The sequence below is a fragment of the Streptomyces sp. NPDC107471 genome, from assembly GCF_055582845.1.
The window spans coordinates 223,565-247,462 of record NZ_JBVJPC010000008.1 but is presented as its reverse complement, the minus strand read 5'-3'; the positions used below and the strand labels follow the sequence as shown (position 1 = coordinate 247,462).

Genomic DNA, 23,898 nt, shown 5'->3' with positions numbered 1-23,898 from the left:
CGGACACCTCCGCGTCGCCTGCGGACTCAGTCGGGCACCGGGACCAGCCACACCGTCGCGAGCGGCGGCAGGGTCAGCCGCAGCTCCCCGTCCTCCGCCTTGACCGGGTCGCGCCGCACGACGTCACCGCCGCCGTACCGCTCGGCGTCCGTGTTGAGGGACTCCTGCCACAGGGGGAGACCCTCGGGCACGGTGAGTCGGTAGTCCTCGCGCACGACGGGGGAGAGGTTGGAGACCGCGAGCAGCGGGCGGCCCGCCGCGTCGAACCGCAGGAAGGCGAAGACGTTGTCCTCGGCCGCGTCCCCGACCACCCACCGGAAGCCGCCGGGGTCGGTGTCGCGCTCCCACAGGGCGGGAGTCGCCCGGTAGACGGTGTTCAGGTCGCGGACCAGGTCACGGACGCCCCGGTGGTCGGCCTCGGCGCCGTACGCCGGGTCGAGCAGCCACCAGTCCGGGCCGTGCGCCTCGGACCACTCGGCGCCCTGGGCGAACTCCTGGCCCATGAACAGGAGTTGCTTGCCCGGGTGTGCCCACATGAAGCCGAGGTACGCGCGGTGGTTGGCGCGCTGCTGCCACCAGTCGCCCGGCATCTTGGACACCAGCGCCTGCTTGCCGTGGACGACCTCGTCGTGGGAGATCGGCAGGACGTAGTTCTCGCTGTACGCGTACACCATCGAGAAGGTCATCTCGTTGTGGTGGTACTTGCGGTGCACCGGCTCATGACTGATGTAGCCGAGGGAGTCGTGCATCCAGCCCATGTTCCACTTCAGGCCGAAACCCAGGCCCCCGCTGTCCGTGGGGCGGGTCACGCCGTCCCACGCCGTGGACTCCTCGGCGATCGTGACGACACCCGGCGCCCGGCGGTACACGGTCGCGTTCATCTCCTGGAGGAAGGCGACCGCGTAGAGATCCTCCCGGCCCCCGAACACGTTGGGGCTCCACTGTCCGGAGTCGCGCGAGTAGTCGAGGTAGAGCATCGAGGCGACCGCGTCGACCCGCAGCCCGTCGATGTGGAACTCCTCGCACCAGTACACGGCGTTGGCGACCAGGAAGTTGCGCACCTCGACGCGTCCGAAGTCGAACTCGTACGTGCCCCAGTCCGGGTGCTCGGCACGGCGGGAGTCTCCCGGCTCGTACAGCGGGTCCCCGTCGAACCGGGCCAGCGCCCAGTCGTCCTTGGGGAAGTGGGCCGGCACCCAGTCCATGATCACACCGACACCGGCCCGGTGGAGCGCGTCGACGAGGTACTTGAAGTCGTCGGGCGTGCCCAGCCGGGAGGTCGGCGCGTAGAACCCGGTGACCTGGTAGCCCCAGGAACCACCGAAGGGGTGCTCGGCCACCGGCATCAGCTCGACGTGGGTGAAGCCCAGGTCCTTGACGTAGGCGGGCAACTGCTCGGCGAGCTCACGGTACGTCAGGCCCTGTCGCCAGGACGGCAGATGGACCTCATAGACCGAGAACGGCGCCTGGTGCACGGGGAGTTCGCCGCGCCGGGCCATCCACTCCTGGTCGTCCCACTCGAAGTGCGAGGCGGTCACCACGGACGCGGTCGCGGGCGGCACCTCGGTGGCGCGCGCCATCGGGTCGGCCTTGAGGAACCGGTCGCCGTACCGCGAGGTGATCTCGAACTTGTAGCGGGCGCCCTCGCCGATCCCCGGCAGGAACAGCTCCCACACCCCGGACGAGCCGAGCGAGCGCATCGGGAACGCCTGTCCGTCCCAGAAGGTGAACTCCCCGGCCACCCGGACGCCCTGGGCGTTGGGCGCCCAGACCGTGAAGCGGGTGCCGGTCACCCCCTGGTGGGTCATCGGCTCCGCGCCGAGTGCCTTCCAGAGCTGCTCGTGGCGGCCCTCCCGGATGAGGTGGAGGTCGGTCTCGCCAAGCGCGGGCAGGAAGCGGTAGGGGTCGTGCACCTCCTGCTCGCCGTCCGCGTACGACACCAGCAGGGTGTAGTCCGGGATCGCGTCGAGGGGCAGCAGACCGGAGAAGAGGCCGTCCCCCTCCGAGGCCAGCCGTTGGCGCTCGCCGTCGATCACGACGCTCACCCCGCGGGCGAAGGGGCGCAGGGTCCGGAAGACGACCCCCTCCGCGGCCGGGTGGGCGCCCAGCAGGGCGTGCGGGTCGTGGTGGGCGCCGGCCAGCAGCCGGCCCCGGTCCGCGGGGTCGAGCGCGGGTGCCGGGGCACAGCGCGCCGGTCCGGACGGCTCGGGCAGTGTGGTGTCGCGCAGGGCCACGGCTCAGTCTCCTCTCACGGCGAGGCGTTCGATCGCCGCCATCGGCACGGGCAGCCAGTCAGGGCGGTGTCGTGCCTCGTACAGGACTTCGTAGACGGCCCGGTCGGTCTCGTAGGCGCGCAGCAGGCCGTGCTTCTTGCGTGGATCCCATCCGGCGAGGGCGGCGTAGCCCCCGCAGAAGGCCTCCCGGCAGCGGCGCGCCCACTCCGGGCGCCAGGGCCGGCGCTGCCGGGCCGCGTAGTCGAAGGAGCGCAGCATGCCGGCGATGTCCCGCACCGGGGACTGGGCGGTGCACCGCTCGGCGAGCGGGCGCGACGGCTCGCCCTCGAAGTCGATGACGAACCACTCGCGGCCGGCCCGCAGCACCTGACCCAGGTGCAGGTCGCCGTGGACGCGCTGGGCGGGCGGTCCGGAGTCGCAGGTGGCGAGTGCACCGAAGGCGTTGCGCAGGCCCGGGACGAAGGGCCGCAGCGCCGGCACGCTGTGCGCGGCGGAGTCGAGGCGCTCGGTCATCGCGGCCGCGGTGGCGCCGTTGTCGTCGTGGCCGCTGCCGGGGAAGGCGGCGGCCAGGGCCAGGTGCACCTCGGCCATGGCCCGCCCGAGCTCGTGCGCCTGCACGGTGAAGTCGTCACCCGAGGCGAGGGCCTGCAGGGCCAGCGCCCAGCCGTCGGACGCGTCGCGCAGATACGGCTGGAGCACGCCGAGCGTGGCCTCCTGCGGATGCGTGGTGCGGAACCAGGCGACCGGCGCCGGCACCCGGCGGCAGCCCTGTCCGGCCAGCGCGACCGGCACCTCCAGGTCCGGATTGACCCCGGGCTGGATGCGGCGGAAGACCTTCAGGATGAACTCGTCGCCGTACACCAGTGAGGAGTTCGACTGCTCGGCGTCCAGCAGCCGCGGCGGGAGCCCGGCGGGCACCGGTACCGAGGGGGCCCGCTCGAAGCGCAGCGGGCCGGCCGTGCCGGGCTGCCGCAGCCGCTCCAGCAGCAGTTGGGCCGAGCGCGGGTCGTGCAGGGCGTCGTACACCGTGAGTCCGGCCAGGGGGCCCTGCTCGACGCGGCCGATGAGGGCGCGGCCCAGCCGCGGCGAGAGGTGTTTGCGCACCCCGAGCAGCAACTGGTAGCAGTCACCGTTCGGGGCGCCGCCGCCGGGCGCGGGCACCCCGCCGTGACCCGTGTGGACCAGCAGGTGCAGACAGCCCGGGAACAGCTCGGTCATCGACAGCAGACCGAGTTCGCTCACGGGCCGGTCCTTGCCCGCGAACCAGCGCTGCCGCGGCAGCCATTGGCGCAGCAGCTCACCGAGCGAGGCCATGAGATCGGCCGCGGGCGCGGGTCTGGGGCTGAGGGGTGCGGTCTTCGGCATGGTGACGCGTCCTTTCGTCGGCACGCTCAAAGGCGTCGGCCGATGCGGGATGCGACTCGGGAGAGCCGGAACCAGTAGAAGCCGTGCCCGCCGAGGGTCAGCAGATACGGCAGTTCACCGATGGCCGGGAAGCGCACTCCGCCGAACAGCTCGACCGGGTGCCGGCCGTCGAACTCACGCAGGTCCAGTTCTGTGGGCTGCGCGAACCGGGAGAAGTTGTTCACACACAGGACCAGGTCGTCCTCGTACTCCCGCAGGAAGGCCAGCACCGCCGGGTTGGAGGACTGCAGTTCGGTGAAGGTGCCGAGGCCGAACGCCGGGTTCTGCTTGCGGATCTCGATCATCCGGCGGGTCCAGTGCAGCAGGGAGGACGGGGAGGCCATCGACGCCTCGACATTGGTGACCTGGTGCCCGTAGACCGGGTCCATGATGATCGGCAGGTTGAGCCGGCCCGGATCGGCCGTGGAGAAGCCCGCGTTGCGGTCGGGGGTCCACTGCATGGGGGTGCGGACGGCGTCCCGGTCGCCGAGCCAGATGTTGTCGCCCATGCCGATCTCGTCGCCGTAGTAGAGGATCGGCGAACCCGGCAGGGACAGCAGCAGGGCGGTGAACAGCTCGATCGTGTCACGGTCGTTGTCAAGCAGGGGGGCCAGGCGCCGGCGGATGCCGATGTTGGCGCGCATCCGTGGGTCCTTGGCGTACTCGGCCCACATGTAGTCGCGTTCCTCGTCGGTGACCATTTCGAGGGTGAGCTCGTCGTGGTTGCGCAGGAAGATGCCCCACTGGCAGTTCTGCGGGATCGCCGGGGTCTTGGCGAGGATCTCGGAGATCGGGTAGCGGGACTCGCGGCGCACGGCCATGAAGATGCGGGGCATGACGGGGAAGTGGAAGGCCATGTGGCATTCGTCGCCGCCGGCCTGGTAGTCGCCGAAGTAGTCGACGACGTCCTCCGGCCACTGGTTCGCCTCCGCGAGGAGGACCGTGTCCGGGTACATCGCGTCGATCTCGCGCCGCACCCGCTTCAGGAACTGATGCGTGGCGGGCAGGTTCTCGCAGTTGGTGCCCTCGGCCGCGTACAGATAGGGGACGGCGTCGAGGCGGAAGCCGTCGATGCCGAGGTCGAGCCAGAAGCGGAGGGCGGCCAGGATCTCCTCCTGGACGGCCGGGTTCTCGTAGTTGAGGTCCGGCTGGTGGGAGAAGAAGCGGTGGAAGTAGTACTGGCCGCGGACCGGGTCGTGGGTCCAGTTGGAGGCCTCGGTGTCGACGAAGATGATCCGCGCGTCCTCGTACTGCTTGTCGTCGTCGGCCCACATGTAGTAGTCGCCGTAGGGGCCGTCGGGGTCCTTGCGGGACTCCTGGAACCACGGGTGCTGGTCGCTGGTGTGGTTCATGACGAAGTCGATGATCACGCGCATGCCGCGCTGGTGGGCGGCGTCGACGAACTCCACGAAGTCGGCGAGGTCGCCGAACTCCGGCAGGACGGCGGTGTAGTCGGAGACGTCGTACCCGCCGTCTCTGAGCGGTGACTTGAAGAAGGGCGGCAGCCACAGGCAGTCGACACCGAGCCACTGGAGGTAGTCCAGTTTGGCGGTCAGGCCCTTGAGGTCGCCGACGCCGTCGCCGTTGCTGTCCTGGAAGGAGCGGACCAGCACCTCGTAGAAGACCGCGCGTTTGAACCAGTCGGGGTCCCGGTCCTTGGCCGGGGTGTCCTCGAAGGTGTCGTGGACGGGCTCGTTGACAGTCACGCTGTGGATCCTCCGATCTGCGGCGCCGACCTGCGGACCTGGAACAGATGCGCCGGTGCCCGGCCGGGCTCCAGACGCACGTAGTTGTTTCTGCTCCAGTGGTAGGTCTCACCCGTCAGTTCGTCGTGCACGGACAGGGACTCGTGCCCTTCCAGGCCGAGTTGCGGCATGTCCAACGAGACCGTCGCCTCCTGGGTGTGGTGCGGGTCGAGGTTCACGACCACCAGGACCGTGTCGTCGCCGGTGCGCTTGCTGTAGGCGATGACCGAGTCATTGTCGGTGTGGTGGAAGCGGATGTTGCGGAGGTGCTGGAGGGCGGGATGGCGGCGTCTGATGGTGTTGAGCTGGGTGATCAGGGGGGCGAGGGAGTCCGGGGTGTCCCAGTCGCGGGCCTTGAGCTGGTACTTCTCCGAGTCGAGGTACTCCTCGCTGCCCTCGCGCAGGGGGGTGTTCTCGGCGAGTTCGTAGCCGGAGTAGATGCCCCAGGTCGGCGACAGCGTGGCGGCCAGCACCGCGCGCAGCGCGAACGCGGGCCGGCCGCCGTGCTGGAGGAAGGCGTGCAGGATGTCGGGGGTGTTGGCGAAGAAGTTCGGCCGCATGTAGGAGGCCGCCTCCTCCGACAGCTCCGTCAGGTACTCGGTCAGCTCCTGCTTGCTGTTGCGCCAGGTGAAGTAGGTGTACGACTGCTGGAAACCGATCTGGGCCAGGGTGTGCATCATCGCCGGCCGGGTGAACGCCTCCGCAAGGAAGATCACATCCGGGTCGGTGGCGTTGATGTCGGCGATCACCCGCTCCCAGAACACCACCGGCTTGGTGTGCGGATTGTCCACCCGGAAGATCCGCACCCCGTGCCCCATCCAGTGCCGCAGCACCCGGCACGTCTCCGCGATCAGCCCCTCCAGATCCGCGTCGAAGGCGATCGGGTAGATGTCCTGGTACTTCTTCGGCGGGTTCTCCGCATACGCGATGCTCCCGTCCGGGCGGTGGTGGAACCACTCCGGATGCTTGTGCACCCACGGATGGTCCGGCGAACACTGCAGGGCGAAGTCCAGCGCGATCTCCAGCCCCTGGCCGGCCGCCTCCTGCACGAACCAGTCGAAGTCCTCGATCGTGCCCAGATCCGGGTGCACCGCGTCATGGCCGCCCTCCGGCGAGCCGATCGCCCACGGCACCCCCACGTCCTCGGGCCCCGCGGACAGCGTGTTGTTGCGGCCCTTGCGGAACGTGGTGCCGATCGGGTGGATCGGCGGCAGATACACCACGTCGAAACCCATCGCCGCGATCGCCGGCAACCTGCGCGCCGCCGTACGGAACGTGCCGTGCGGCCGCTCCGGAGTGCCCTCCGACCGGGGGAAGAACTCGTACCACGACCCGAACAACGCCCGCTCCCGCTCCACCAGCAGCGGCAACGACTCCGACGCCGTGATCAACTCCCGCAAGGGATGACGGGCGAGGACCGCGTCCACGTCCGGAGTCAGCGCTGCCGCCAGACGGGTGGCGACCGGCAGGGAGTCGTCCGCGAGTGTCTGCGCCGCGGCCACCAGCACCGCGTGCTGTGGTCCCTCCGGGACGCCCGCCGCCGCCCGGGTGTAGAGCTCCGCGCCCTCCTCCAGGACCAGCCCGGTGTCGAGGCCCGCGGGAACCTTTATGCGGGCGACGTGGCGCCAGGTGCCGACCGGGTCGCTCCATGCCTCGACGCGGTACGTCCAGCGGCCCTCGACGTCCGGGGTGACCTCCGCACCCCAGCGGTCGCTGCCGGGGGACAGTTCCCGCATCGGCGTCCAGGGGCCGTGCCGCCCTTCCGGGTCGGTCAGGACGACGTTCGCGGCGACCGCGTCATGGCCCTCGCGGAACACCGTCGCGGTGACCTCGAAGGTCTCTCCCACGACCGCCTTCGCCGGGCGTCTGCCGGAATCGACGGCAGGGCGGACGTCCCGAACCGGGATGCGGCCGATGACCGGGGTGGAACTCATGCTCTCGCCTCCGCCGTGCTCGAGGCCGGGCGCTGACTGCGCCCGGCCGGGGGTCCAAGCTGCGCCGGAAGGGGTTACCTCCCCGCGGGGGAACGTTCCGCGGCCCTCGGCGGACCACGTCTGGCGACCGCACCCGCCCGGGGGAGGTCGCTCTGCTCCTGGAGGTAGGCCACCACGCTGCTGCTGAGATAGCGCTCGGCCGCCTCGGCCGCCTCACGCGCACAGCGCTTTCCCATCAGCACGCACAGCGTGTAGCCCGAGTCCTCGAAGGTGGCCCGGACGTCGCGGTCGGCGGGGGAGGCGAGCATGACCCGCTCCCAGGCGCGATAGCGCCGCAGTTGCCGGGCGACTTCGGCTTTGGCCGGTAGCAGCATGGCGCCGTTCACCTTTCGGACTCGGGAGGATCCAGGGCGCGGAAGTGTCCGGGCTCGGGAAGATCCAGGGCTCAAGAAGATCCGGGATTCAAGAGATCTTCACTCATGGTGCACGTGTGACGACTCAGCGTCTTGTTGGTTCTTCAACTACCTCGCTGGTCGCTCGTGTTGCACGAATGGCGTAGCACTCCCACTCTGGAGTGACTCTGAAGCGATCAGCGCTCACGCTCCGTGCTTACGGGGCCCGGTCCCGCGGGGATCGGGAGGGAGCGGGAGCTTCGCCGGTGAGGAGCGACGATGAAGACCGCAGTGCCCTGCTACTACCACCTCGACGTGGAGGTCAGCCCGGAACGGGTCGGACAGGTCAGGCGCATCCTGGCCGCCCACCTACGGCTCTGGGACCTGGAGACCCTGGTCGAGCCCGTCTGCCGCGGTGCCGAACTCCTGCTCAAGGCCATCGACGAGCACGCGAGGGACAAGAACACCTCCATCGAGCTGTGGTGGAACGGCCAGCACCTCATCACCGCCGTCGCCGAGAACGACTGCGACCTGCGCCCGGACCTGGACCTGCGCGCCTGCCTGGAACGGATCGCCGCGATGAGCGACGGCTGGGGCTGCTGCGCCACCGACACCGGCAGCAAGGTCATCTGGTTCTCGCAGCGGGCCCGCGCCGGTGAGCGCGTCCCGCTCGTGCCGACGGCCCCCGCCCCGAGCCTGCGGGAGGTGCTCCAGGTGCCCCGCGAGATGCCGGTCGCGGCCCTGGCCGCCGCGACCGCCGACGGCGGGTGCTGAGCATGGCGTCGTCCAGGAAGAAGCCGGACGGGAACGGTAAGCGGGTGCCGGCCTGGAGCGGGCACCCCTACCCGCTGGGCGCCTCGTTCGACGGAGAGGGCACCAACTTCGCCCTGTTCAGCGAGGTCGCCGAGCGTGTCGAACTCGTGCTGGTGGACGAGCGGGGCGCCCACACCGGCGTCCCGCTGACGGAGGTCGACGGATTCGTCTGGCACGGCTTCGTGCCGGGCGTCGGACCGGGCCAGCGGTACGGCTTTCGGGTGCACGGACCCTGGCAGCCGTCGTTCGGCCACCGGTGCGATCCGTCGAAGCTGCTCCTCGACCCGTACGCCAAAGCGGTGGACGGGCAGGTCGACAGCCACCCCTCGCTGCACACCCCCGAGGCCGACAGCGCCGGGCACACCATGCTCGGCGTGGTCACCGATCCCGCCTTCGACTGGGGCGACGACCGGCCGCCCCGCCGGCCCTACGCCGACAGCGTGATCTACGAGGCCCACGTCCGCGGGCTCTCCCGCACCCACCCGGACGTCCCACCGGAACTGCGCGGCACCTATGCCGGTCTCGCGCACCCCGCGGTGATCGACCACCTGACCTCGCTCGGCGTCACCGCCGTCGAGCTGATGCCGGTGCACCAGTTCGTGCAGGACGGGGTGCTCCAGGACCGGGGCCTGGCCAACTACTGGGGCTACAACACGATCGGCTTCTTCGCGCCCCACAACGCCTACGCCGCCCACGGCACCCGCGGACAGCAGGTCACCGAGTTCAAGGCGATGGTGAAGGCGCTGCACGCGGCCGGCCTGGAGGTCATCCTCGACGTCGTCTACAACCACACCGCCGAGGGCAACGAGAAGGGGCCCACACTCTCCTTCCGGGGCATCGACAACGCCTCGTACTACCGGCTGGTGGACGGCGACTGGGAGCACTACTACGACACCACCGGCACCGGGAACAGCCTGCTCATGCGGCATCCCTACGTGCTCCAGCTCATCATGGACTCGCTCCGGTACTGGGTGACCGAGATGCACGTCGACGGCTTCCGCTTCGACCTCGCGGCCACCCTGGCCCGGCAGTTCCACGAGGTGGACCGGCTGTCGGCGTTCTTCGACCTCATCCAGCAGGACCCGGTGATCAGCCGCGTCAAGCTGATCGCCGAGCCCTGGGACGTGGGGGAGGGCGGCTACCAGGTCGGCAACTTCCCCCCGCTGTGGTCGGAGTGGAACGGCAAGTACCGGGACGCCGTACGGGACTTCTGGCGGGGCGAGCCCCACACGCTCGGTGAGTTCGCCTCACGGCTGACCGGCTCGTCCGACCTGTACCAGCACAGCCGGCGGCGCCCGCGTGCCAGCGTCAACTTCGTGACCGCGCACGACGGTTTCACCCTGCGCGACCTCGTCTCGTACAACGACAAGCACAACGAGGCCAACGGCGAGGACGGTCAGGACGGCGAGAGCACCAACCGGTCCTGGAACTGCGGGGCCGAGGGCGAGACCGACGACCCCGCGATCCTGGAGCTGCGGGCCCGCCAGCAGCGCAACTTCATCGCCACGCTGATGCTGTCCCAGGGCATCCCGATGCTCTGCCACGGCGACGAACTCGGCCGGACGCAGCGGGGCAACAACAACGCCTACTGCCAGGACAACGAGATCTCCTGGATCGACTGGGAGCTGTCCGGGGAGCAGCGCGAACTCGCCGACTTCACGCGGCACGTGATCGGTCTGCGCGCGGCGCATCCCGTCCTGCGCAGGCGCCGGTTCTTCCGGGGCGAGACCGTGACGCACGCCGGGCAGCCGCTGCCCGACCTGGTCTGGCTGCTGCCGGACGCCCGCGAGATGGCCGAGGAGGACTGGCAGCGCTCCGACGCGCACGCGGTCGGGGTCTTCCTCAACGGCGACGCCATCGCCGAGCCCGACGCGCGGGGGAACCGGGTGGTCGACGACTCCTTCCTGCTGCTGCTGAACGGCCACTGGGAGCCCGTCGACTTCCGCCTCCCCGACCCTGCCTACGGCGAACGCTGGACGACGGTGCTGGACACGTCCGAGCCCCAGGGCGCCGACGAGGCCGAACACAAGTCCGGCACGGAGATGACGGTGGAGGCCCGCAGCATGGTCCTGCTGTCGCGACCGTCCCGCGGGGGTTCGTGAAGCGTGACGCTGCACGGCGCGGCGTGTGAACGAAGGGCGAGGCCCGTGGGCCTCGCCCTTCGTGCGTGTGGTGCCAGACGGTCGTGGGCGGCCGCCCCACGCGGGCACCGTCAAGGCGGGCGCCGGGTCCTCGTCCAGAGCGTCTGGTGTGGCGAGGCGGTGGAGGATGTCGAAGGGTGTGCCGGCGGAAGCGAGCCTGGGAAGCCCTGGCGCGCGGCGCCCTCGTGCTCAGCGGGTCCGGCGGGTCGTGACCGTGAACTGGGCCCCGTCCGGGTCGCGCAGCACGGCCTCGGCCGGGTCGTGGGAGAGGACGCTGCCGCCGTGCACCTCGGCCGCCTTGGCGCAGGCCGCGACGTCCGCGACCGCGAAGTGGACCTGCCAGTGCGGGCGGATCGCGGGATCGGGGGCCGAGCCCAGCGCCCCCGACTCGATGCGCGCCACCACGTCGCCGCTGCTGCGCAGCACCACCTCGTCGCCCTCGTAGCGGACCTCGCAGCAGTCGGGGCGCTCGGTCGCCCAGTCGAGGACCTCGCCGTAGAAGATGGCGGCGTCGAAGGCGTCGCGGGTGTGGAGGCGCACGAAGGCCGGCTGGGCGCGTCGCCACCCCTCCCAGTTGGCGACGAGGTCGCCCTCCCAGACGCCGAAGGTCGCGCCGTCGCGGTCGGAGAGCAGGGCCGCCCGGCCGGGCGGGAAGGACAGCGGGCCGACCGCCAGCGTGCCGCCGCGTTCCTGCACGCGCGCCGCCGCCTCGTCCGCGCTGGGCACCGCGAAGTACGGCGTCCAGGCCACCGCCATCTGCCACATCGACGCCACCGCCGCGATCCCGGCGACCGGAGTGCCGTTCGCCAGCGCCACCCGGAAGCGCTCACCGAGCTTCGCGGGCTTCCACTCCCAGCCGAGGACGGCCCCGTAGAAGTCCTCCGTGGTCTGCTGGTCGCGGCTGGTCAGGCTCACCCAGCAGGGCGCTCCGAAGACATGGTGGGTGGAGACGACGTCCGCGGTCGCGGTGGGATGTCTCGGATCGTGGTTCATGGCAGTCGCGTCCTGCTCTCGTCGGCCGGCGGCCACCGGGCGGTCTCCCCCAGTGTCCGTCCGGAACCGCTTCGGGCGCCTGCCGAGTACCCCGGGGGCGCCGCCGAAACGGTGTCCCGTTCGCCTCCGCCCGGTGGCGTGGGCCTGCCCGAGTGACAGGATGGATGCGTGCCAGTCGTACCGAACGAACCAGCCGACGAGTCCGACCGGATCTTCGCCCTGGAGGAGGAGATCGGCCAGCTCAAGGAAGCGGTGGCCTCCCACGCGGTCGTGGACCAGGCCATCGGCATGGTCGTCGCGCTCGGCAGGATCACCCCCGACGAGGGCTGGGCCGTACTGAAGGACGTCTCCCAGCACACCAACATCAAACTGCGCAACGTCGCGGAGCTGATCCTCATCTGGGGGCGGTCCGGCGAGATCCCCCGGGAGATCCGCGTGGAGCTGGAGGAGGCTCTCGACCGGTACGGTCCGACGCAGATTCCGGGTGCGCCGCCCGAGTGAGACCCCGCCCGCGGGCTCAGCGGTCGTCGGCCAGGACCTCCTCGCGCAACTGCGCGAAGCACGTGCTGAGCAGTCGCGAGACGTGCATCTGCGAGATGCCGAGCTCCTCGGCTATGCCGCTCTGGGTCATGCCCCGGAAGAAGCGCAGGTACAGGATGGTCCGCTCGCGCTCCGGCAGGGCCTTGAGGCGGGGCCCGACGGCCACGCGGTCGACGACCACGTCGTAGCCGGGGTCGGGGCCGCCGAGCGAGTCGCCCAGGGCGTACCCGTCCGTGCCGGGCATCTCCGCCTCCAGCGACAGCGCCGAGAAGCACTCCAGCGCCTCCGCGCCCGTGCGCACCTCGTCCTCGGTCAGGTGCGCCAGCTCGGCGATCTGGGCGACGGTGGGCGCCCGGCCGGGCGTCTGGGCGAGCTCCTTCGCGGCCTGCCGGACCCGGTTGCGCAGGTCCTGTACCCGGCGCGGCACGTGCAGCGTCCACATGTGGTCGCGGAAGTGCCGCTTGATCTCGCCGGTCACGGTCGGCACCGCGTACGCCTCGAAGGCGCTGCCGCGGGTCGGGTCGTAGTGGTCGACGGCCTTGACGAGCCCGAGGGCGGCCACCTGGTAGAGGTCCTCGAGGGACTCCCCACGGCCCCGGAAACGCACGGCGATCCGCTCGGCCATGGGCAGCCAGAGTTCCACGAGCTCGTCCCGCAGCGCCTTGCGTTCCGGACCCTCGGGCAGGTGGGACAGGCGCTCGAACGCCTCGTTGGTGTCGGGGGCGTCGTCGTGCGGATGCGGCTTCGTTCTGGTGGCGACGGACATGTCGCGCACCTCCCTGAGCGGGTGCTGGATGGACAGACACCGTGGGAGACACGCACTCGGACCCTGGCAGGACATCCGGGGCCCGCTCGGCGGGGCACCCACGGACGTGCCTCCTGTCCGAAGCACTGAGGAGTGGATTCCCGCTCTCGGGTGAAATGAAACAAAGATGCCAATCGTCCCGGGTGTCCTTGACCGACTCTTGAGCGAGATAGCTCTGACTCAGAGGTAATGTCACCGGTGTGGACGAAGAGACCTTCCCCGAGGAGCTGGCCGACGCGCTCGTCGGGGTCCAGCGACTGCTCAGACGCAGGCTGCGCGCCGGGATGACGGTGCCGCGGCTGCGCGGCGCCCAGGTCGAACTGCTGCGGCTGGTCGAGTCACGGCCCGGCATCCGGGTCTCCGACGCGGCCAAGGAGCTGTACCTCGCCGGGAACTCCGTCTCGACCCTGGTCAACCAGTTGGTCAAGGACGGCCACCTGGTCCGCGAGACCGACCCCGACGACCGGCGCGCCGCCCGGCTGCTGCTCACCGAGAAGGCCGAGGCGCGGCTCAGCGACTGGAAGCAGCGGCGGGTCGCGCTCGTGACCCGGCACGTCACCCGTCTGGACGCGGCCGACCAGGAGGCCCTGCGCGCCGCGCTCCCCGCCCTGCGCGCGCTCGCCGTCGATCTGCACGAGGAGGCCGAGGAGAGATGACTCCCGAAGCTGTTTCCTGCACCGGGCTGACCTACGCCTTCGGTGACACCCGAGCCGTGGACGGGCTGGACCTGACCGTCGAGGAGGGCGAGGTCTTCGGACTCCTCGGGCCCAACGGCGCCGGCAAGACCACCGCCATCCGCTGCATCACCACCCTGCTGCCCGTCCCCGCCGGCATGATCCACGTCTTCGGCCGAGACACCGCCGACGAGCCGATGGCCGTACGCCGGCTCCTCGGCTACGTACCGCAGCAGTTGTCGGCGGACGCGAACCTGACCGGCCGGGAGAACGTCACCCTCTTCGCCCGCGTCTTCGACGTGGCCCGCAGGGAACGCGCCCGGCGCGTCGCCCAGGCCCTGGCCGCCGTCGACCTCACCGACGCCGCCGACCGGCTCGCCGGCACCTACTCCGGCGGCATGGTCCGCCGACTGGAACTCGCCCAGGCCCTGGTCAGCGCGCCCCGGCTGCTGATCCTCGACGAGCCGACCATCGGCCTCGACCCGATCGCCCGCACCGGCGTCTGGGAACACATCAACGCCGTACGCGAGGCGACCGGCATGACCGTCCTCGTGACCACCCACTACATGGACGAGGCAGACCAGTACTGCGACCGGGTCGGCCTCATGCACCGCGGCCGCGTCCGCGCCCTCGGCACGCCCGCCGAACTCAGGCGGTCACTGGCCGAGAAGCGGGGCACCGACGCCCTGCCGACCCTGGAGGACGTCTTCCGTGACGTCGCCGGCAGCGGACTCGAAGACGAGGGAGGGGATTTCCGCGATGTCCGAAGCACCCGCCGCACCGCGAACCGTGTCGGCTGACACGGACCTGCTGCTGAGGCCACCGGAGCCCCGCGCGGGCTGGCGCCTGCTGCCCGCACGGGTGGTGGCGATGTGCGCAGTCGAGCTCCAGAAGCTCCGCCACGACCGCACCGAGCTCTACACCCGCGCGGTCCAGCCCGCCCTGTGGCTGTTGATCTTCGGCCAGACCTTCACCCGCATCAAGGCGATCCCCACCCAGGGCATCCCCTACATCGACTACCTGGCCCCGGGCATCATCGCCCAGTCGGCCATGTTCATCGCGATCTTCTACGGCATTCAGATCATCTGGGAACGGGACGCGGGCGTCCTCAACAAACTCCTGGTCACCCCCACCCCGCGCTCGGCGCTGACCACCGGCAAGGCCTTCGCGGCCGGCGTGAAGTCGCTGATCCAGGCCGTCGTCGTCATCGTCATCGCCGCCCTGCTCGGGGTGTCCCTGACCTGGAACCCGCTCAAGCTCCTCGGCGTCGGCGTGATCGTGATCCTCGGCTCGGCGTTCTTCTCCTGCCTGTCGATGACCATCGCCGGCATCGTGCTGAGCAGGGACCGGCTGATGGGCATCGGGCAGGCCATCACCATGCCGCTCTTCTTCGGCTCCAACGCCCTGTACCCGCTGTCGGTCATGCCCGGCTGGCTCCAGGCCGTCAGCAAGGTGAACCCGCTCAGCTACGAGGTCGACGCCCTGCGCGGGCTGCTCCTCGGCACGCCCGCCCATCTCGCGCTCGACTTCGGGGTACTGGCGGTGGCCGCCGTACTGGGCATCACGGCGGCCTCCTCGCTCCTCGGCCGGCTGGCCCGTTGATCATGGAAGCGGAACGTGATGTGCGGCACGCCCGCGGAAGGGTTTTTCCGGCCGTTCGGCGGATTCTTCCTGCGCACGGCTTGATCAGTGATCAAAGGGGGCGAATTCCCTGGCCACAGCGCATTCTGCTCATTTGACAGTGCATTGAGCACACAGATAGGAAGCAGCTCTCTGAGGTCGAAGAGGTGCACTGTGTACGAGCCCAACGTGGTCGGGGACTGGCAGGAGTACGACGAGCATGCCGGTCTGCGTGTCCGCGTCCACCGTCTGGAGGCGGCCGAGCCGCCGCGTGGACGCGACGACGCCGCCGAAGGGCTCACGTACTTCAGCGTCCGGGTGACCGTCGAGAACCGAGGTGACCGGCATCCGACCGTCCACCTCGAGGACGGTCAGATCGACGTGCGGATCGGCCCCGACGGCGAGAGCGCCTTCATCGACTGGCGCAACTCGCAGTTCATCGAGGGGTTCGACGTCTACCCGCTGCGCCGCGCCACCGCCGTGCTGTTCGCGGCGGGACCGGAGGCGACCCTCGGCCAGATCGACGTGCAGATCCAGTTGCGGGTCGACGACGAGTGGGCCGACCGCAGGCTGTGGGCGGGCGGCATCGGACTCGACGAGGGCGCCGCGCACGTGGGTGTGGGCCGCGAGGGCCTGGCCTGCCAGGTGAGCAACTTCCTGCGGGACCAGGCCGAAGAGGGCACCGCCTGATCCCGCGCGGGCCTCAGTGCGGGATGCCGTCGATGATCTCGCGGGCACCCTGACGCAGCAGCGCCACGGCGACCGAGGTGCCCAGCGTGGCCGGGTCCAGCCGGCCCGCCCACTCGTGCGCGTTCAGCCGGACCTTGCCGTCGGCGGTGAACACACAGGCCCGCAGGGACAGTTCGCCACCGTGGTCCACGCGCGCGTACCCAGCGATCGGGCTGTTGCAGTGGCCCTGGAGCACATGCAGGAACATCCGCTCGGCGGTCGCCTCCCGGAAGGTGTCCGGATCGCCCAGCGCGCTGACCGCGTCGATCAGCTCGGTGTCGCCCTCCCTGCACTGGAGCGCGAGGATGCCCGCGCCGATCGGCGGCATCATCGTCTCGGGGGAGAGGATCTCGCTGATCACGTCCTCGCGGCCGATGCGCTCCAGGCCGGAGACCGCGAGCAGCAGCGCGTCCGCCTCGCCGGCCGCCAGCTTGGCGAGCCGCCGGTTGGCGTTGCCGCGGAACGGCACGCACTCCAGGTGCGGGTGGGTGGCGGCGAGCTGGGCCACGCGGCGCACCGAGGAGGTGCCGATCCGGGTCCCCTCGGGAAGCTCGTCCAGGGTGAGTCCGCCCGGGTGGATCAGGGCATCGCGGATGTCGTCGCGCTTGAGGAACGCCGCGAACGTGGTGCCCGCGGGAAGCGGCCGGTCGGCGGGCACGTCCTTCACGCAGTGCACCGCGAGGTCCGCCTCGCCGGCCAGCAGCGCGGCGTCGACCTCCTTGGTGAAGGCGCCCTTCCCCTCGACCTTGGACAGGTCGCCCATCCACTTGTCACCGGTGGTCTTCACCGGCACGACCTCGGTGCGCACACCGGGGTAGAGGGCTGTCAACTCGCTTCTGACACGCTCCACTTGGGCCAGCGCCATCGGCGAGTCACGGGAGACGATACGGACAGGTTCCGGGAGGGACATGCGGGACACGATAGACCCTGCGGCGGTCGCGTGTTTGACGCTCAGGGTCCGACGGGTAGGGAGTAGCGCACCTTTTGCCGGGAGCGGGCGCCCAACCGGTCGTAGAACCGCATCGCCCCGTCGTTCCAGGTCGGCGTCTGCCACTGGACCTCGTCGAGCCCCAGCGCGCGGGCCTCGGCGGCCACGGCGTCCATGAGCAGCACGCCGAGTCCGAGTCCGCGGTGGCCGGGGAGCAGGAACAGACAGTCCAGGTGCAGGTACTCGCGGCCCTGCCAGGTGGAGAGTTCGGGCGCGCAGGTGGCGTAGCCGGCGAGTTCGCCGTCGGGGACTGCGGCCACCAGGCAGCGCAGGCGGGGCGCGGGTGTGTCGAAGAGGAGCGCGGCCAGCCGGTCGGGCAGGTCCCGCGGGGGCGGCGCCGCCTGTTCGTACTCCGCGTGCCGGGTGGCGAGTTCGGCGACCGCGGGCAGGTCGGCCCGCTCGGCGTGCCGGACGTGGGGGGAGTCGCTCATCGGACGTCCCCCGCGAGCGTGTCCGCGCCCCAGGCCGTGAGGCGTCCGGCGAGCGACCCGGTGCCGTCCAGGACGTGGCGGGAGTAGGCGTCCCGCTCGTGCGCGAGGACGGCGGCCTCCCACACGCAGGGCGCCAGTCCGGCCCGGCCGGGCCGCAGCGCTTCGGGCTCGCCCGCCGGGCCCGCGAAGACGGCCAGGTCCGCCATGTCGCCCTCGATCCAGCTCTGGACCAGGACGTAGTCGCCGTCGCCGCCCGCGTGCACGATGAGGACGGCGAGCCCGAGGGAGCCCCGCAGCGGCCCGAGTCCGAGATGCCGGGCGGCGATCCGCAGCCCGGCCTCGGCGTCCTCGTCGGACACCGTACGGCCGGGCGCCTCCAGCGCGTACACCTTCACCAGGTGCCCGGCGGCCTCCCTGGTGCCCAACGGCCGTACGGGGCGGGCGTGGTGGGTGTCGGCGAGGGCGAGCAGGGCCTCGACGTCGACGGCGGCGGGCAGTTCCTCGTGAAGATCCATCCGGTCATCATCGGCCGCCGGTCCCGGCCGCGTCCACCGCCGTCGGCCCTGCCCGGTACGGATGTTCAGACGAGGGGTTCGCTGAGTTCGACCGAGCGCAGGGCGGCCGCGAGGGCCTGTTCGTCGCCGATGTCCAGGGCGGTGTCGGTGAGCTTGATGACGTGCTCGTCGCCGTGGGCGAGGGCGCGTTCCAGGACCTCCTCGGCGGTCAGGCGCGCGGGTGGGGCGTAGGCGACCGGTGCCACCGGCGCGTACATCGCGGTGACCGCCGCCGACGCGGTCCAGGCCGCGTGCAGGCTCGGCACCCACTGGTCGCGGGGGAGGGAGTCCAGGGTCCGCAGTACGGCGTTGGGGGCCGTGGCCGCGTGCACGAGCATGGTCGGCTCGCCGTGGCCGTGGGTGGCGTAGCGGTGGGTCGCGGCGCGGACGAGCTCGGTGAGCCGCTCCTTCGCGGTGTCCGGGTCGGTGACGTCACGCGCCCACCCGGGCAGTCGGCGTACGGCGCCCAGACGGTTCCGGAAGCCCAGGTGGCCGGGCTCGATGGCGGGTACGGCGTCCAGGGCGTCCGCGGCGGCCGTGGCGCCCGGCAGTTCCACGAGGCCGGTCACGGGCTGGTGGCGTGCCGCCCAGTAGCCCAGGGCGTGCGCGAGTTCGGTGAGCCGGGGCGCGTTCTCGTGGGCGCGCACGGCGCGGACGGCGTGGCCGACCCGGATGACGGTGTGCGTGGCGCCGCCGTACATGCCCGGCAGCAGGCGCGGCCACCACTCGGCGAGGACGTCCTGCCAGGGGCGTTCGGCGAGCGTGCGGGAGTAGTGGTCGGTCCAGTCCGCGATCCGGCGCGGATCGCCCAGTGCCGAGGGCCAGTTGTCGTCCGTGACGGGAGCGGTGCGGTCGGGGAAGTCCTCCAGCCTGTCCCGGTACAGGTCGAGCCACCGGTGCACCGAGCCGGCCTGTCCGTGCGCGGCGAGCGCCTCGACCACCATGGGGGCGTGGTTGCTCAGCCAGCCCTCCCGCTCCGGGCCGGCCGCGTGGACGCGGTCCAGGGCCTCTTCGAGGTGCCCGCTGGTGTCGCTCGTGTCGGTCGTGTCCATGCACAGGACGCTATGCGGGGGCCGGGGCGGCGGGGATCGGGCGCGGGACGGAACCCGTGGGCACGGGGGACCTAGGTCCCGCGCCCGATCGTGTCACCTGGTCAGGCGTTGGGGTCGAAGGAGATCCCCGACGGCTTCGCCGACGACAGGTGCGAGGCGAAGTTGGCGTCCTTGAGGCCGAAGTTGGCGCTGCCGAAGTCGTAGGCGCTCAGCTTGTCGCGCAGCCCCGACGGGTAGCCGTTCCAGCCGACCAGCGGCGGGTACTGCCAGGTGCCCTTGGCGTTCTCCGGGGGTTCGTCGTTGGAGTTGGCCAGCCGGAAGCAGTGCGTGCTGATGCCGTCCTTGTGGTAGACGATCTTCGCGTGCGTGCCGTCGAAGCGGACACCGGAGGCGGCGGTGACCGTGAACGAGCCGTGGTTGGACGTCGAGACGTACTGGACCGCGCCGTTCTGCACCCAGATCACCACGTGTTCCCAGTCATGCCGGTGGCCGCCGATGCTGCTGTTGGCCAGCGCCTGGTCCTTCTCGAAGTACAGGCCGTACAGATAGGCGCACCAGCCGTTGTTGCACTTGTAGCGCGAGTAGGAGTTGGTGTTGTCCAGGTCCGCTGCGTCATGGCAGTCGCCGCTGAGCGAACCCGTCGGCTTGAGACCGCCGTTGACCGTGCCGTCGGGGCCGATGGCCGCTGTCGAGTAGCAGCCGTCCGTGTCGTAGTCGAAGGCCGGCTGATAGGTGTACTCGGCGCTCTCGGCGTTGGCGGGCAGCGCCTGGGGCGGAGCGGCGAAGGCGGCGGAGGGGAAGGCGACGACGAGCGCGGCGGCGCCGGCCAGGCCGGTGAGCCATCTCGTGCGGTGCTTCTTGAACGACGGTGACGCCACTGCGTCCTCCTCGGGGTCCGGGCGCAGCCCAACGGCTGTGGGGTTACTGGGGAGTTCAGCTTCCCGGGTTTTCATGTCCGCGCCAAGATGGTGAAGGCGTCACTCCGGTTACGGTGAGCCCAACATCCCGGATCAGGAGGGCGCGTCGGGGAGGTCGGCCGAGGAGTCCTCCGGCGCGAGATCCGGTCGCAGCCGCAGCCAGGACGGCTGACGCAGCAACCCCGCCCGGGTACGAGTGCTGTAGCGGACCTCGCCCACCAGGCGGGGCAGCACCCAGCGAGCGCCCGGGACGCGCGGCACGGGGTCGAAGGGGCACATGTCCGTAGCCGCGGCGGCCAACAGCGCGGCGAGCTCCGTGCGTTCCGTCTCGCTCCAGCCGGTGCCCACGCTGCCGACGTACCGCAGCCGTCCCTCGCCGCGCTGTCCGACCAGCACCGCGCCCGGCAGGCCCGTGAGCCGGCCCTTGCCGGGCAGCCAGCCGCCCACGACGACGTCCTCGCTGAGCATGTTGCGGATCTTGATCCAGGCGCGGGAGCGCACTCCCGGTTCGTACGGCGAGTCGAGCCGCTTGCAGACCAGACCTTCCAGTCCGTGCTCACGGGTGGCGCGCAGGGCCTGTTCGCCGTGGCCGACGAGGGCGGCGGGGGTGGACCAGTGCGGCCCGGCGAGACCCAGTTCGTCCAGGCGCGCCCGGCGCCGCACGTAGGGCAGGGTGACGAGGGAGCGCCGCCCCAGGTGCATCAGGTCGAAGATCACGAGGTGGACGGGTGCCTCGGCCGCCCGGCGCGCGGCTCTGCCGGGGGCGTGGGCCAACTGCATGCGCGGTTGCAGCAACTGGAAGTCCGCGCGGCCCTGTTCGTCCAGCGCCAGGATCTCCCCGTCCAGCACCGCGGGCGTGGCGCCGAGCGCGCTGCCCAGCGGCCGCAGTTCGGGATAGGCGCCGGTGATGTCCTCGCCGGACCGGGCGCGCAGCACCAGCTCGCCGTTCCCCGCGAGGTAGACGACCGCCCGCTGGCCGTCCTGCTTGGTCTCGTAGGCCCAGCGCGCGTCCTGTGCGGGGGGCGGCAGGGTGCCGGGGGTGGCGAGCATGGGCGGGATCAGCGGCAGGGTCACGGGTGAGTTGTCGACGCGGGCACCGGCCGCCACGCGCCCTGCGCACCGGTTTCCCCTGAACGGGCGCCGCCCCGGGGTCCTCTCGGCCCTCCCGGTGCGGATCGGCGACGGTGCCGTCCGCGCCGCCGCTCGCGGCGGTGTGCGGTGCCGGTGACGTGGAGCCGAGGGGACGCGGTGCCTGCGCGGTCAGATGATGCCGCCGTTGGCCCGCAGCACCTGGCCGTTGACCCAGTGGCCTGCCGGGCTCACCAGGAACGACACGACGTGGGCGATGTCCTCCGGCGTCCCCAGGCGCTCCAGCGGAGGCTGGGCCGCGAGGCGGGCGACGGTCTCCTCGTCCTTGCCGTCCAGGAAAAGCGCGGTCGCCGTCGGACCGGGAGCCACGGCGTTGACGGTGACGTCACGGCCGCGGAGCTCACGGGCGAGGATCAGGGTCACCGCCTCGACCGCGCCCTTGCTGGCCGCGTAGGCGCCGTAACCGGGGAAGGCGAGTCCGACGACCGAGCTGGAGAGGTTGACGAGCGCGCCGCCCGGACGCAGCCGGCGCGCGGCCTGCTGGTCGACGACGAAAGTGCCGCGGATGTTGGTGCGGTACAGGGCGTCCAGCTCGCCGAGGTCGAGCTCCGCGACCGGGGACAGGGGCATCCGGCCCGCGGAGTGGACCACCACGTCGACACCGCCGTACGCGGCCTCCGCCTGGTCGAACAGGGCGGTGACCTCGGTCTCGTCGGCGACGTCCGCGCGGGCGGCACGGGCGGTGCCGCCGGCCTCCTCGATGGCGCGCACGGCCTCGTCGGCGGCCTCCTGGTTGCCCGCGTACCCGACGACGACCGCGAAGCCGTCGGCGGCGAGCTGTTCGGCGATCTGCCGTCCGATGCCGCGCGATCCGCCGGTGACGATCGCGACGCGCTGGTCCGTCCGGGGCTGAGTGGTCATGACTGCCATCCTTCATAACGTTGCTACGGCTGACTCGTATCGACGATAACACAGATGCGTAACGATGTTAATATCCGGCTCGTATCGATGCTACGAGCGGCGTACCCTGAAGGCATGGATGCGAGGGAAAAGATCCTGGAGGCGGCCACCGAGCTGCTGGCCGGGGCGTCGGCCGCCGATGTCTCCACGCGCGCGGTGTGCGAGAAGGCAGGGGTGGGCGCACCGATGCTCTACCGGCTCTTCGGCGACAAGGCCGGTCTGCTGGCCGCCGTCGTCGACCGGGGCTTCGAGCAGTACCTCGCCTCCAAGCGGGTCGCCGAGCCGAGCGCGGACCCGGTCGAGGACCTGAGGACCGGCTGGGACAACCACATGCGCTTCGCGCTGGAGCATCCCAGCCACTACCGCCTGATGTACTCGCCCGAGCTGACCGTGCCCCCGGCCGCCGCCCAGGAGGCGCACGACCTGCTGCACGGCATCCTCGAACGCTGTGCGGCCCAGGGGCGGCTGACGGTGCCGCCCGCGCTGGCCACCCGGATGATCATGTCCGCCAACGTGGGGGCGGCCCTGTCGATGCTGACCAGGCCCGAGCAGTACACGGACCCGAAGTTCTCGCGGCGGCTGCGCGACGCGGTCCTGGACTCGGTGACCCGGCCCGCCGACACCGCGGCCGCGCGGGAGGACGGCACGGTGCCCGTCGCGGCCGCGACCCTCGCGGCCCGGCTGCGTGCCGACCTGCCGCCGACGCTCACGACGGCGGAGTCGGCCCTGCTCCAGCAGTGGCTGGAGGCACTCTCCGAGGGCGAGGGATGACGGATGAGGGACGAGCGGCGAGGGATCAGCGGTCCTCGGGCGGCAGCGGCTGCACCAGGCCCGACTGGTAGGCCATCACCACGAGCTGGGCGCGGTCCCGGGCGCCCAGCTTCGTCATCGCGCGGTGGACGTGGGTGCGCACGGTCAGCGGGCTGACGAACAGCTTCCCCGCGATCTCCTCGTTGGAGTGGCCCTCGGCGACCCACGCCATCACCTCCCGTTCCCGGGTGGTGAGGCCGGTCAGGTCGTCGGCGGCGGCCAGCCGGGTGCCGAGTCCCGGTGCCGAGAGGAACCGGGTGATCAGGGTGCGGGTGGCGCCGGGGGAGAGCAGGGAGTCACCGGCCGCCACGGTACGGACGCCTTCGAGCAGGGCCTCGGCGGTGACGTCCTTGCCCAGGAAGCCGCTGGCCCCCGAGCGCAGCGCCTGGGCGACGTACTCGTCGATCTCGAACGTGGTCAGGATCAGCACCCGCGTCTCCGACAGTTCCGGATCGGCGCAGATCACGGACGTGGCGGCCAGCCCGTCGGTCCCCGGCATGCGGATGTCCATGAGGATCACGTCGGGCCGGTGGACGCGTGCCAGGTCGACCGCCGCGGCGCCGTCGGCGGCCTCCGCGACCACCTCCATGTCGTCGCACGAGTCGATGAGGATCCGGAAGGTGGCCCGCAGCAGGGCCTGGTCGTCGGCGAGCAGCACGCGGATGGTCATGGGGTCCGTTCCTGGCGTTCCGGGGCGGCGGGGTGGAGGGGGAGCCGGGGGTGCCCCGCCGGGTCCGGCCGGTCGGTGCCGGGGCGGTCCTCGCCGTACGGGAGCCCGGGCAGCCGCAGCCCGGTCGCCATGGCGACGACCGTTCGGACGTGGTCGTCGGCGTAGCGCCGCAAGGGGATGCTCATGGGCTCTCCGGTCGTCCTGGAACCATGATGGCCGAGGCCCGCGGGCCCCGGCCGCCGCGACCCGGTGGGCCGGGTTCCCCGTCCACGCTCCGGACCGTTTCCCCGTTCCGTGTCCACGGCCCGGTCGCCAGTCTTCCCGGATCCGGTCCGTCCGTCGTCGTACCACGGCCGACAATCGCGCCTACTGAGAACGCAGTACGCGTCAGGGGCGGATCATT

General features: G+C 71.3%; 24 protein-coding genes. 8 read left to right on the top strand and 16 right to left on the bottom strand.

Annotated elements, in window-relative coordinates:
• Nucleotides 1-26: 26 nt before the first annotated feature.
• The 5 genes from glgB to ACZ66S_RS26915 form a co-directional block, all read right to left on the bottom strand.
• Nucleotides 27-2,234: a 1,4-alpha-glucan branching enzyme gene (gene glgB / locus ACZ66S_RS26935; RefSeq protein ID WP_469904100.1), complete on the bottom strand. Its 2,208-nt coding sequence runs from the start codon at nt 2,232-2,234 to the stop codon at nt 27-29.
• Between the two features lie 3 nt (nt 2,235-2,237).
• Nucleotides 2,238-3,599 (bottom strand): maltokinase N-terminal cap-like domain-containing protein, encoded by a 1,362-nt coding sequence (locus tag ACZ66S_RS26930; RefSeq protein WP_469904099.1) that lies wholly within the window; start codon nt 3,597-3,599, stop codon nt 2,238-2,240.
• 26 nt (nt 3,600-3,625) lie between these two features.
• Nucleotides 3,626-5,344: a maltose alpha-D-glucosyltransferase gene (treS, locus tag ACZ66S_RS26925; RefSeq protein ID WP_469904098.1), complete on the bottom strand. Its 1,719-nt coding sequence runs from the start codon at nt 5,342-5,344 to the stop codon at nt 3,626-3,628.
• The gene (locus tag ACZ66S_RS26920; protein WP_469904097.1) at nt 5,341-7,317 is read right to left on the bottom strand and encodes an alpha-1,4-glucan--maltose-1-phosphate maltosyltransferase; all 1,977 of its coding nucleotides are present in this window, start codon (nt 7,315-7,317) and stop codon (nt 5,341-5,343) included. Before ACZ66S_RS26920 ends, treS begins: the two co-directional genes overlap by 4 nt.
• Nucleotides 7,318-7,391: 74 nt before the next feature.
• Nucleotides 7,392-7,691, bottom strand: a complete 300-nt coding sequence (locus tag ACZ66S_RS26915; protein ID WP_053848081.1) for a DUF5133 domain-containing protein — start codon at nt 7,689-7,691, stop codon at nt 7,392-7,394.
• 297 nt (nt 7,692-7,988) lie between these two features.
• On the opposite strand from ACZ66S_RS26915, the gene ACZ66S_RS26910 reads away from it, so the two are divergent.
• Together ACZ66S_RS26910 and glgX are read left to right on the top strand one after the other, a co-directional pair.
• Nucleotides 7,989-8,483, top strand: coding sequence for a pep a2 (locus ACZ66S_RS26910; RefSeq protein ID WP_469904096.1), 495 nt, complete (start codon nt 7,989-7,991; stop codon nt 8,481-8,483).
• 2 nt (nt 8,484-8,485) lie between these two features.
• On the top strand, nt 8,486-10,624 hold the full coding sequence (glgX, locus tag ACZ66S_RS26905) for a glycogen debranching protein GlgX (protein WP_469904095.1): 2,139 nt from the start codon (nt 8,486-8,488) through the stop codon (nt 10,622-10,624).
• Nucleotides 10,625-10,852: 228 nt separating this feature from the next.
• Here the strand turns inward: glgX and ACZ66S_RS26900 are convergent, their stop codons facing one another.
• Entirely contained in the window at nt 10,853-11,656 is an 804-nt protein-coding gene (locus tag ACZ66S_RS26900) for a VOC family protein (RefSeq protein WP_469904094.1), read from the bottom strand.
• 168 nt (nt 11,657-11,824) lie between these two features.
• On the opposite strand from ACZ66S_RS26900, the gene ACZ66S_RS26895 reads away from it, so the two are divergent.
• A complete protein-coding gene (locus tag ACZ66S_RS26895; protein ID WP_469904093.1) occupies nt 11,825-12,157 on the top strand; it encodes an ANTAR domain-containing protein in 333 nt (110 codons plus the stop codon).
• Between the two features lie 16 nt (nt 12,158-12,173).
• Here the strand turns inward: ACZ66S_RS26895 and ACZ66S_RS26890 are convergent, their stop codons facing one another.
• On the bottom strand, nt 12,174-12,962 hold the full coding sequence (locus tag ACZ66S_RS26890) for an RNA polymerase sigma factor SigF (protein WP_469904092.1): 789 nt from the start codon (nt 12,960-12,962) through the stop codon (nt 12,174-12,176).
• A gap of 239 nt (nt 12,963-13,201) precedes the next feature.
• On the opposite strand from ACZ66S_RS26890, the gene ACZ66S_RS26885 reads away from it, so the two are divergent.
• The 4 genes from ACZ66S_RS26885 to ACZ66S_RS26870 all read left to right on the top strand — a co-directional run bounded on the left by ACZ66S_RS26885 (nt 13,202) and on the right by ACZ66S_RS26870 (nt 15,985).
• Nucleotides 13,202-13,657 (top strand): MarR family winged helix-turn-helix transcriptional regulator, encoded by a 456-nt coding sequence (locus ACZ66S_RS26885; RefSeq protein ID WP_469904091.1) that lies wholly within the window; start codon nt 13,202-13,204, stop codon nt 13,655-13,657.
• Nucleotides 13,654-14,475: an ABC transporter ATP-binding protein gene (locus ACZ66S_RS26880; RefSeq protein WP_469904090.1), complete on the top strand. Its 822-nt coding sequence runs from the start codon at nt 13,654-13,656 to the stop codon at nt 14,473-14,475. Before ACZ66S_RS26885 ends, ACZ66S_RS26880 begins: the two co-directional genes overlap by 4 nt.
• Nucleotides 14,435-15,277: an ABC transporter permease gene (locus ACZ66S_RS26875; RefSeq protein ID WP_469904089.1), complete on the top strand. Its 843-nt coding sequence runs from the start codon at nt 14,435-14,437 to the stop codon at nt 15,275-15,277. Before ACZ66S_RS26880 ends, ACZ66S_RS26875 begins: the two co-directional genes overlap by 41 nt.
• Before the next feature lie 192 nt (nt 15,278-15,469).
• Nucleotides 15,470-15,985 (top strand): hypothetical protein, encoded by a 516-nt coding sequence (locus ACZ66S_RS26870; protein WP_469904088.1) that lies wholly within the window; start codon nt 15,470-15,472, stop codon nt 15,983-15,985.
• Nucleotides 15,986-15,998: 13 nt separating this feature from the next.
• Here ACZ66S_RS26870 and hemC read toward each other — a convergent pair whose 3' ends face one another.
• From hemC to ACZ66S_RS26835, 7 genes are all read right to left on the bottom strand, one after another.
• A complete protein-coding gene (gene hemC, locus ACZ66S_RS26865; RefSeq protein ID WP_469904087.1) occupies nt 15,999-16,934 on the bottom strand; it encodes a hydroxymethylbilane synthase in 936 nt (311 codons plus the stop codon).
• Between the two features lie 41 nt (nt 16,935-16,975).
• Entirely contained in the window at nt 16,976-17,443 is a 468-nt protein-coding gene (locus ACZ66S_RS26860; RefSeq protein WP_469904086.1) for a GNAT family N-acetyltransferase, read from the bottom strand.
• On the bottom strand, nt 17,440-17,958 hold the full coding sequence (locus ACZ66S_RS26855; protein WP_469904085.1) for a hypothetical protein: 519 nt from the start codon (nt 17,956-17,958) through the stop codon (nt 17,440-17,442). The genes ACZ66S_RS26860 and ACZ66S_RS26855 overlap by 4 nt, the downstream gene beginning before the upstream one ends.
• Nucleotides 17,959-18,023: 65 nt before the next feature.
• Entirely contained in the window at nt 18,024-19,049 is a 1,026-nt protein-coding gene (locus ACZ66S_RS26850) for a questin oxidase family protein (protein WP_469904084.1), read from the bottom strand.
• 101 nt (nt 19,050-19,150) lie between these two features.
• Nucleotides 19,151-19,927 carry an NPP1 family protein gene (locus tag ACZ66S_RS26845; protein ID WP_469904083.1) on the bottom strand — a complete coding sequence of 259 codons (777 nt, stop codon included), beginning with the start codon at nt 19,925-19,927 and terminating at the stop codon, nt 19,151-19,153.
• Between the two features lie 132 nt (nt 19,928-20,059).
• Complete coding sequence (locus ACZ66S_RS26840; protein ID WP_469904082.1) at nt 20,060-21,040, bottom strand: ATP-dependent DNA ligase; 981 nt, start codon at nt 21,038-21,040, stop codon at nt 20,060-20,062.
• 186 nt (nt 21,041-21,226) lie between these two features.
• Complete coding sequence (locus ACZ66S_RS26835) at nt 21,227-21,976, bottom strand: SDR family oxidoreductase (protein ID WP_469904081.1); 750 nt, start codon at nt 21,974-21,976, stop codon at nt 21,227-21,229.
• Nucleotides 21,977-22,090: 114 nt separating this feature from the next.
• Between ACZ66S_RS26835 and ACZ66S_RS26830 the strand changes: the two genes are divergently transcribed.
• A complete protein-coding gene (locus tag ACZ66S_RS26830; RefSeq protein ID WP_469904080.1) occupies nt 22,091-22,786 on the top strand; it encodes a TetR/AcrR family transcriptional regulator in 696 nt (231 codons plus the stop codon).
• A gap of 25 nt (nt 22,787-22,811) precedes the next feature.
• Here the strand turns inward: ACZ66S_RS26830 and ACZ66S_RS26825 are convergent, their stop codons facing one another.
• Together ACZ66S_RS26825 and ACZ66S_RS26820 are read right to left on the bottom strand one after the other, a co-directional pair.
• Complete coding sequence (locus tag ACZ66S_RS26825; protein WP_469904079.1) at nt 22,812-23,495, bottom strand: response regulator; 684 nt, start codon at nt 23,493-23,495, stop codon at nt 22,812-22,814.
• The gene (locus ACZ66S_RS26820) at nt 23,492-23,680 is read right to left on the bottom strand and encodes a hypothetical protein (protein WP_469904078.1); all 189 of its coding nucleotides are present in this window, start codon (nt 23,678-23,680) and stop codon (nt 23,492-23,494) included. Before ACZ66S_RS26820 ends, ACZ66S_RS26825 begins: the two co-directional genes overlap by 4 nt.
• Nucleotides 23,681-23,898 lie beyond the last annotated feature (218 nt).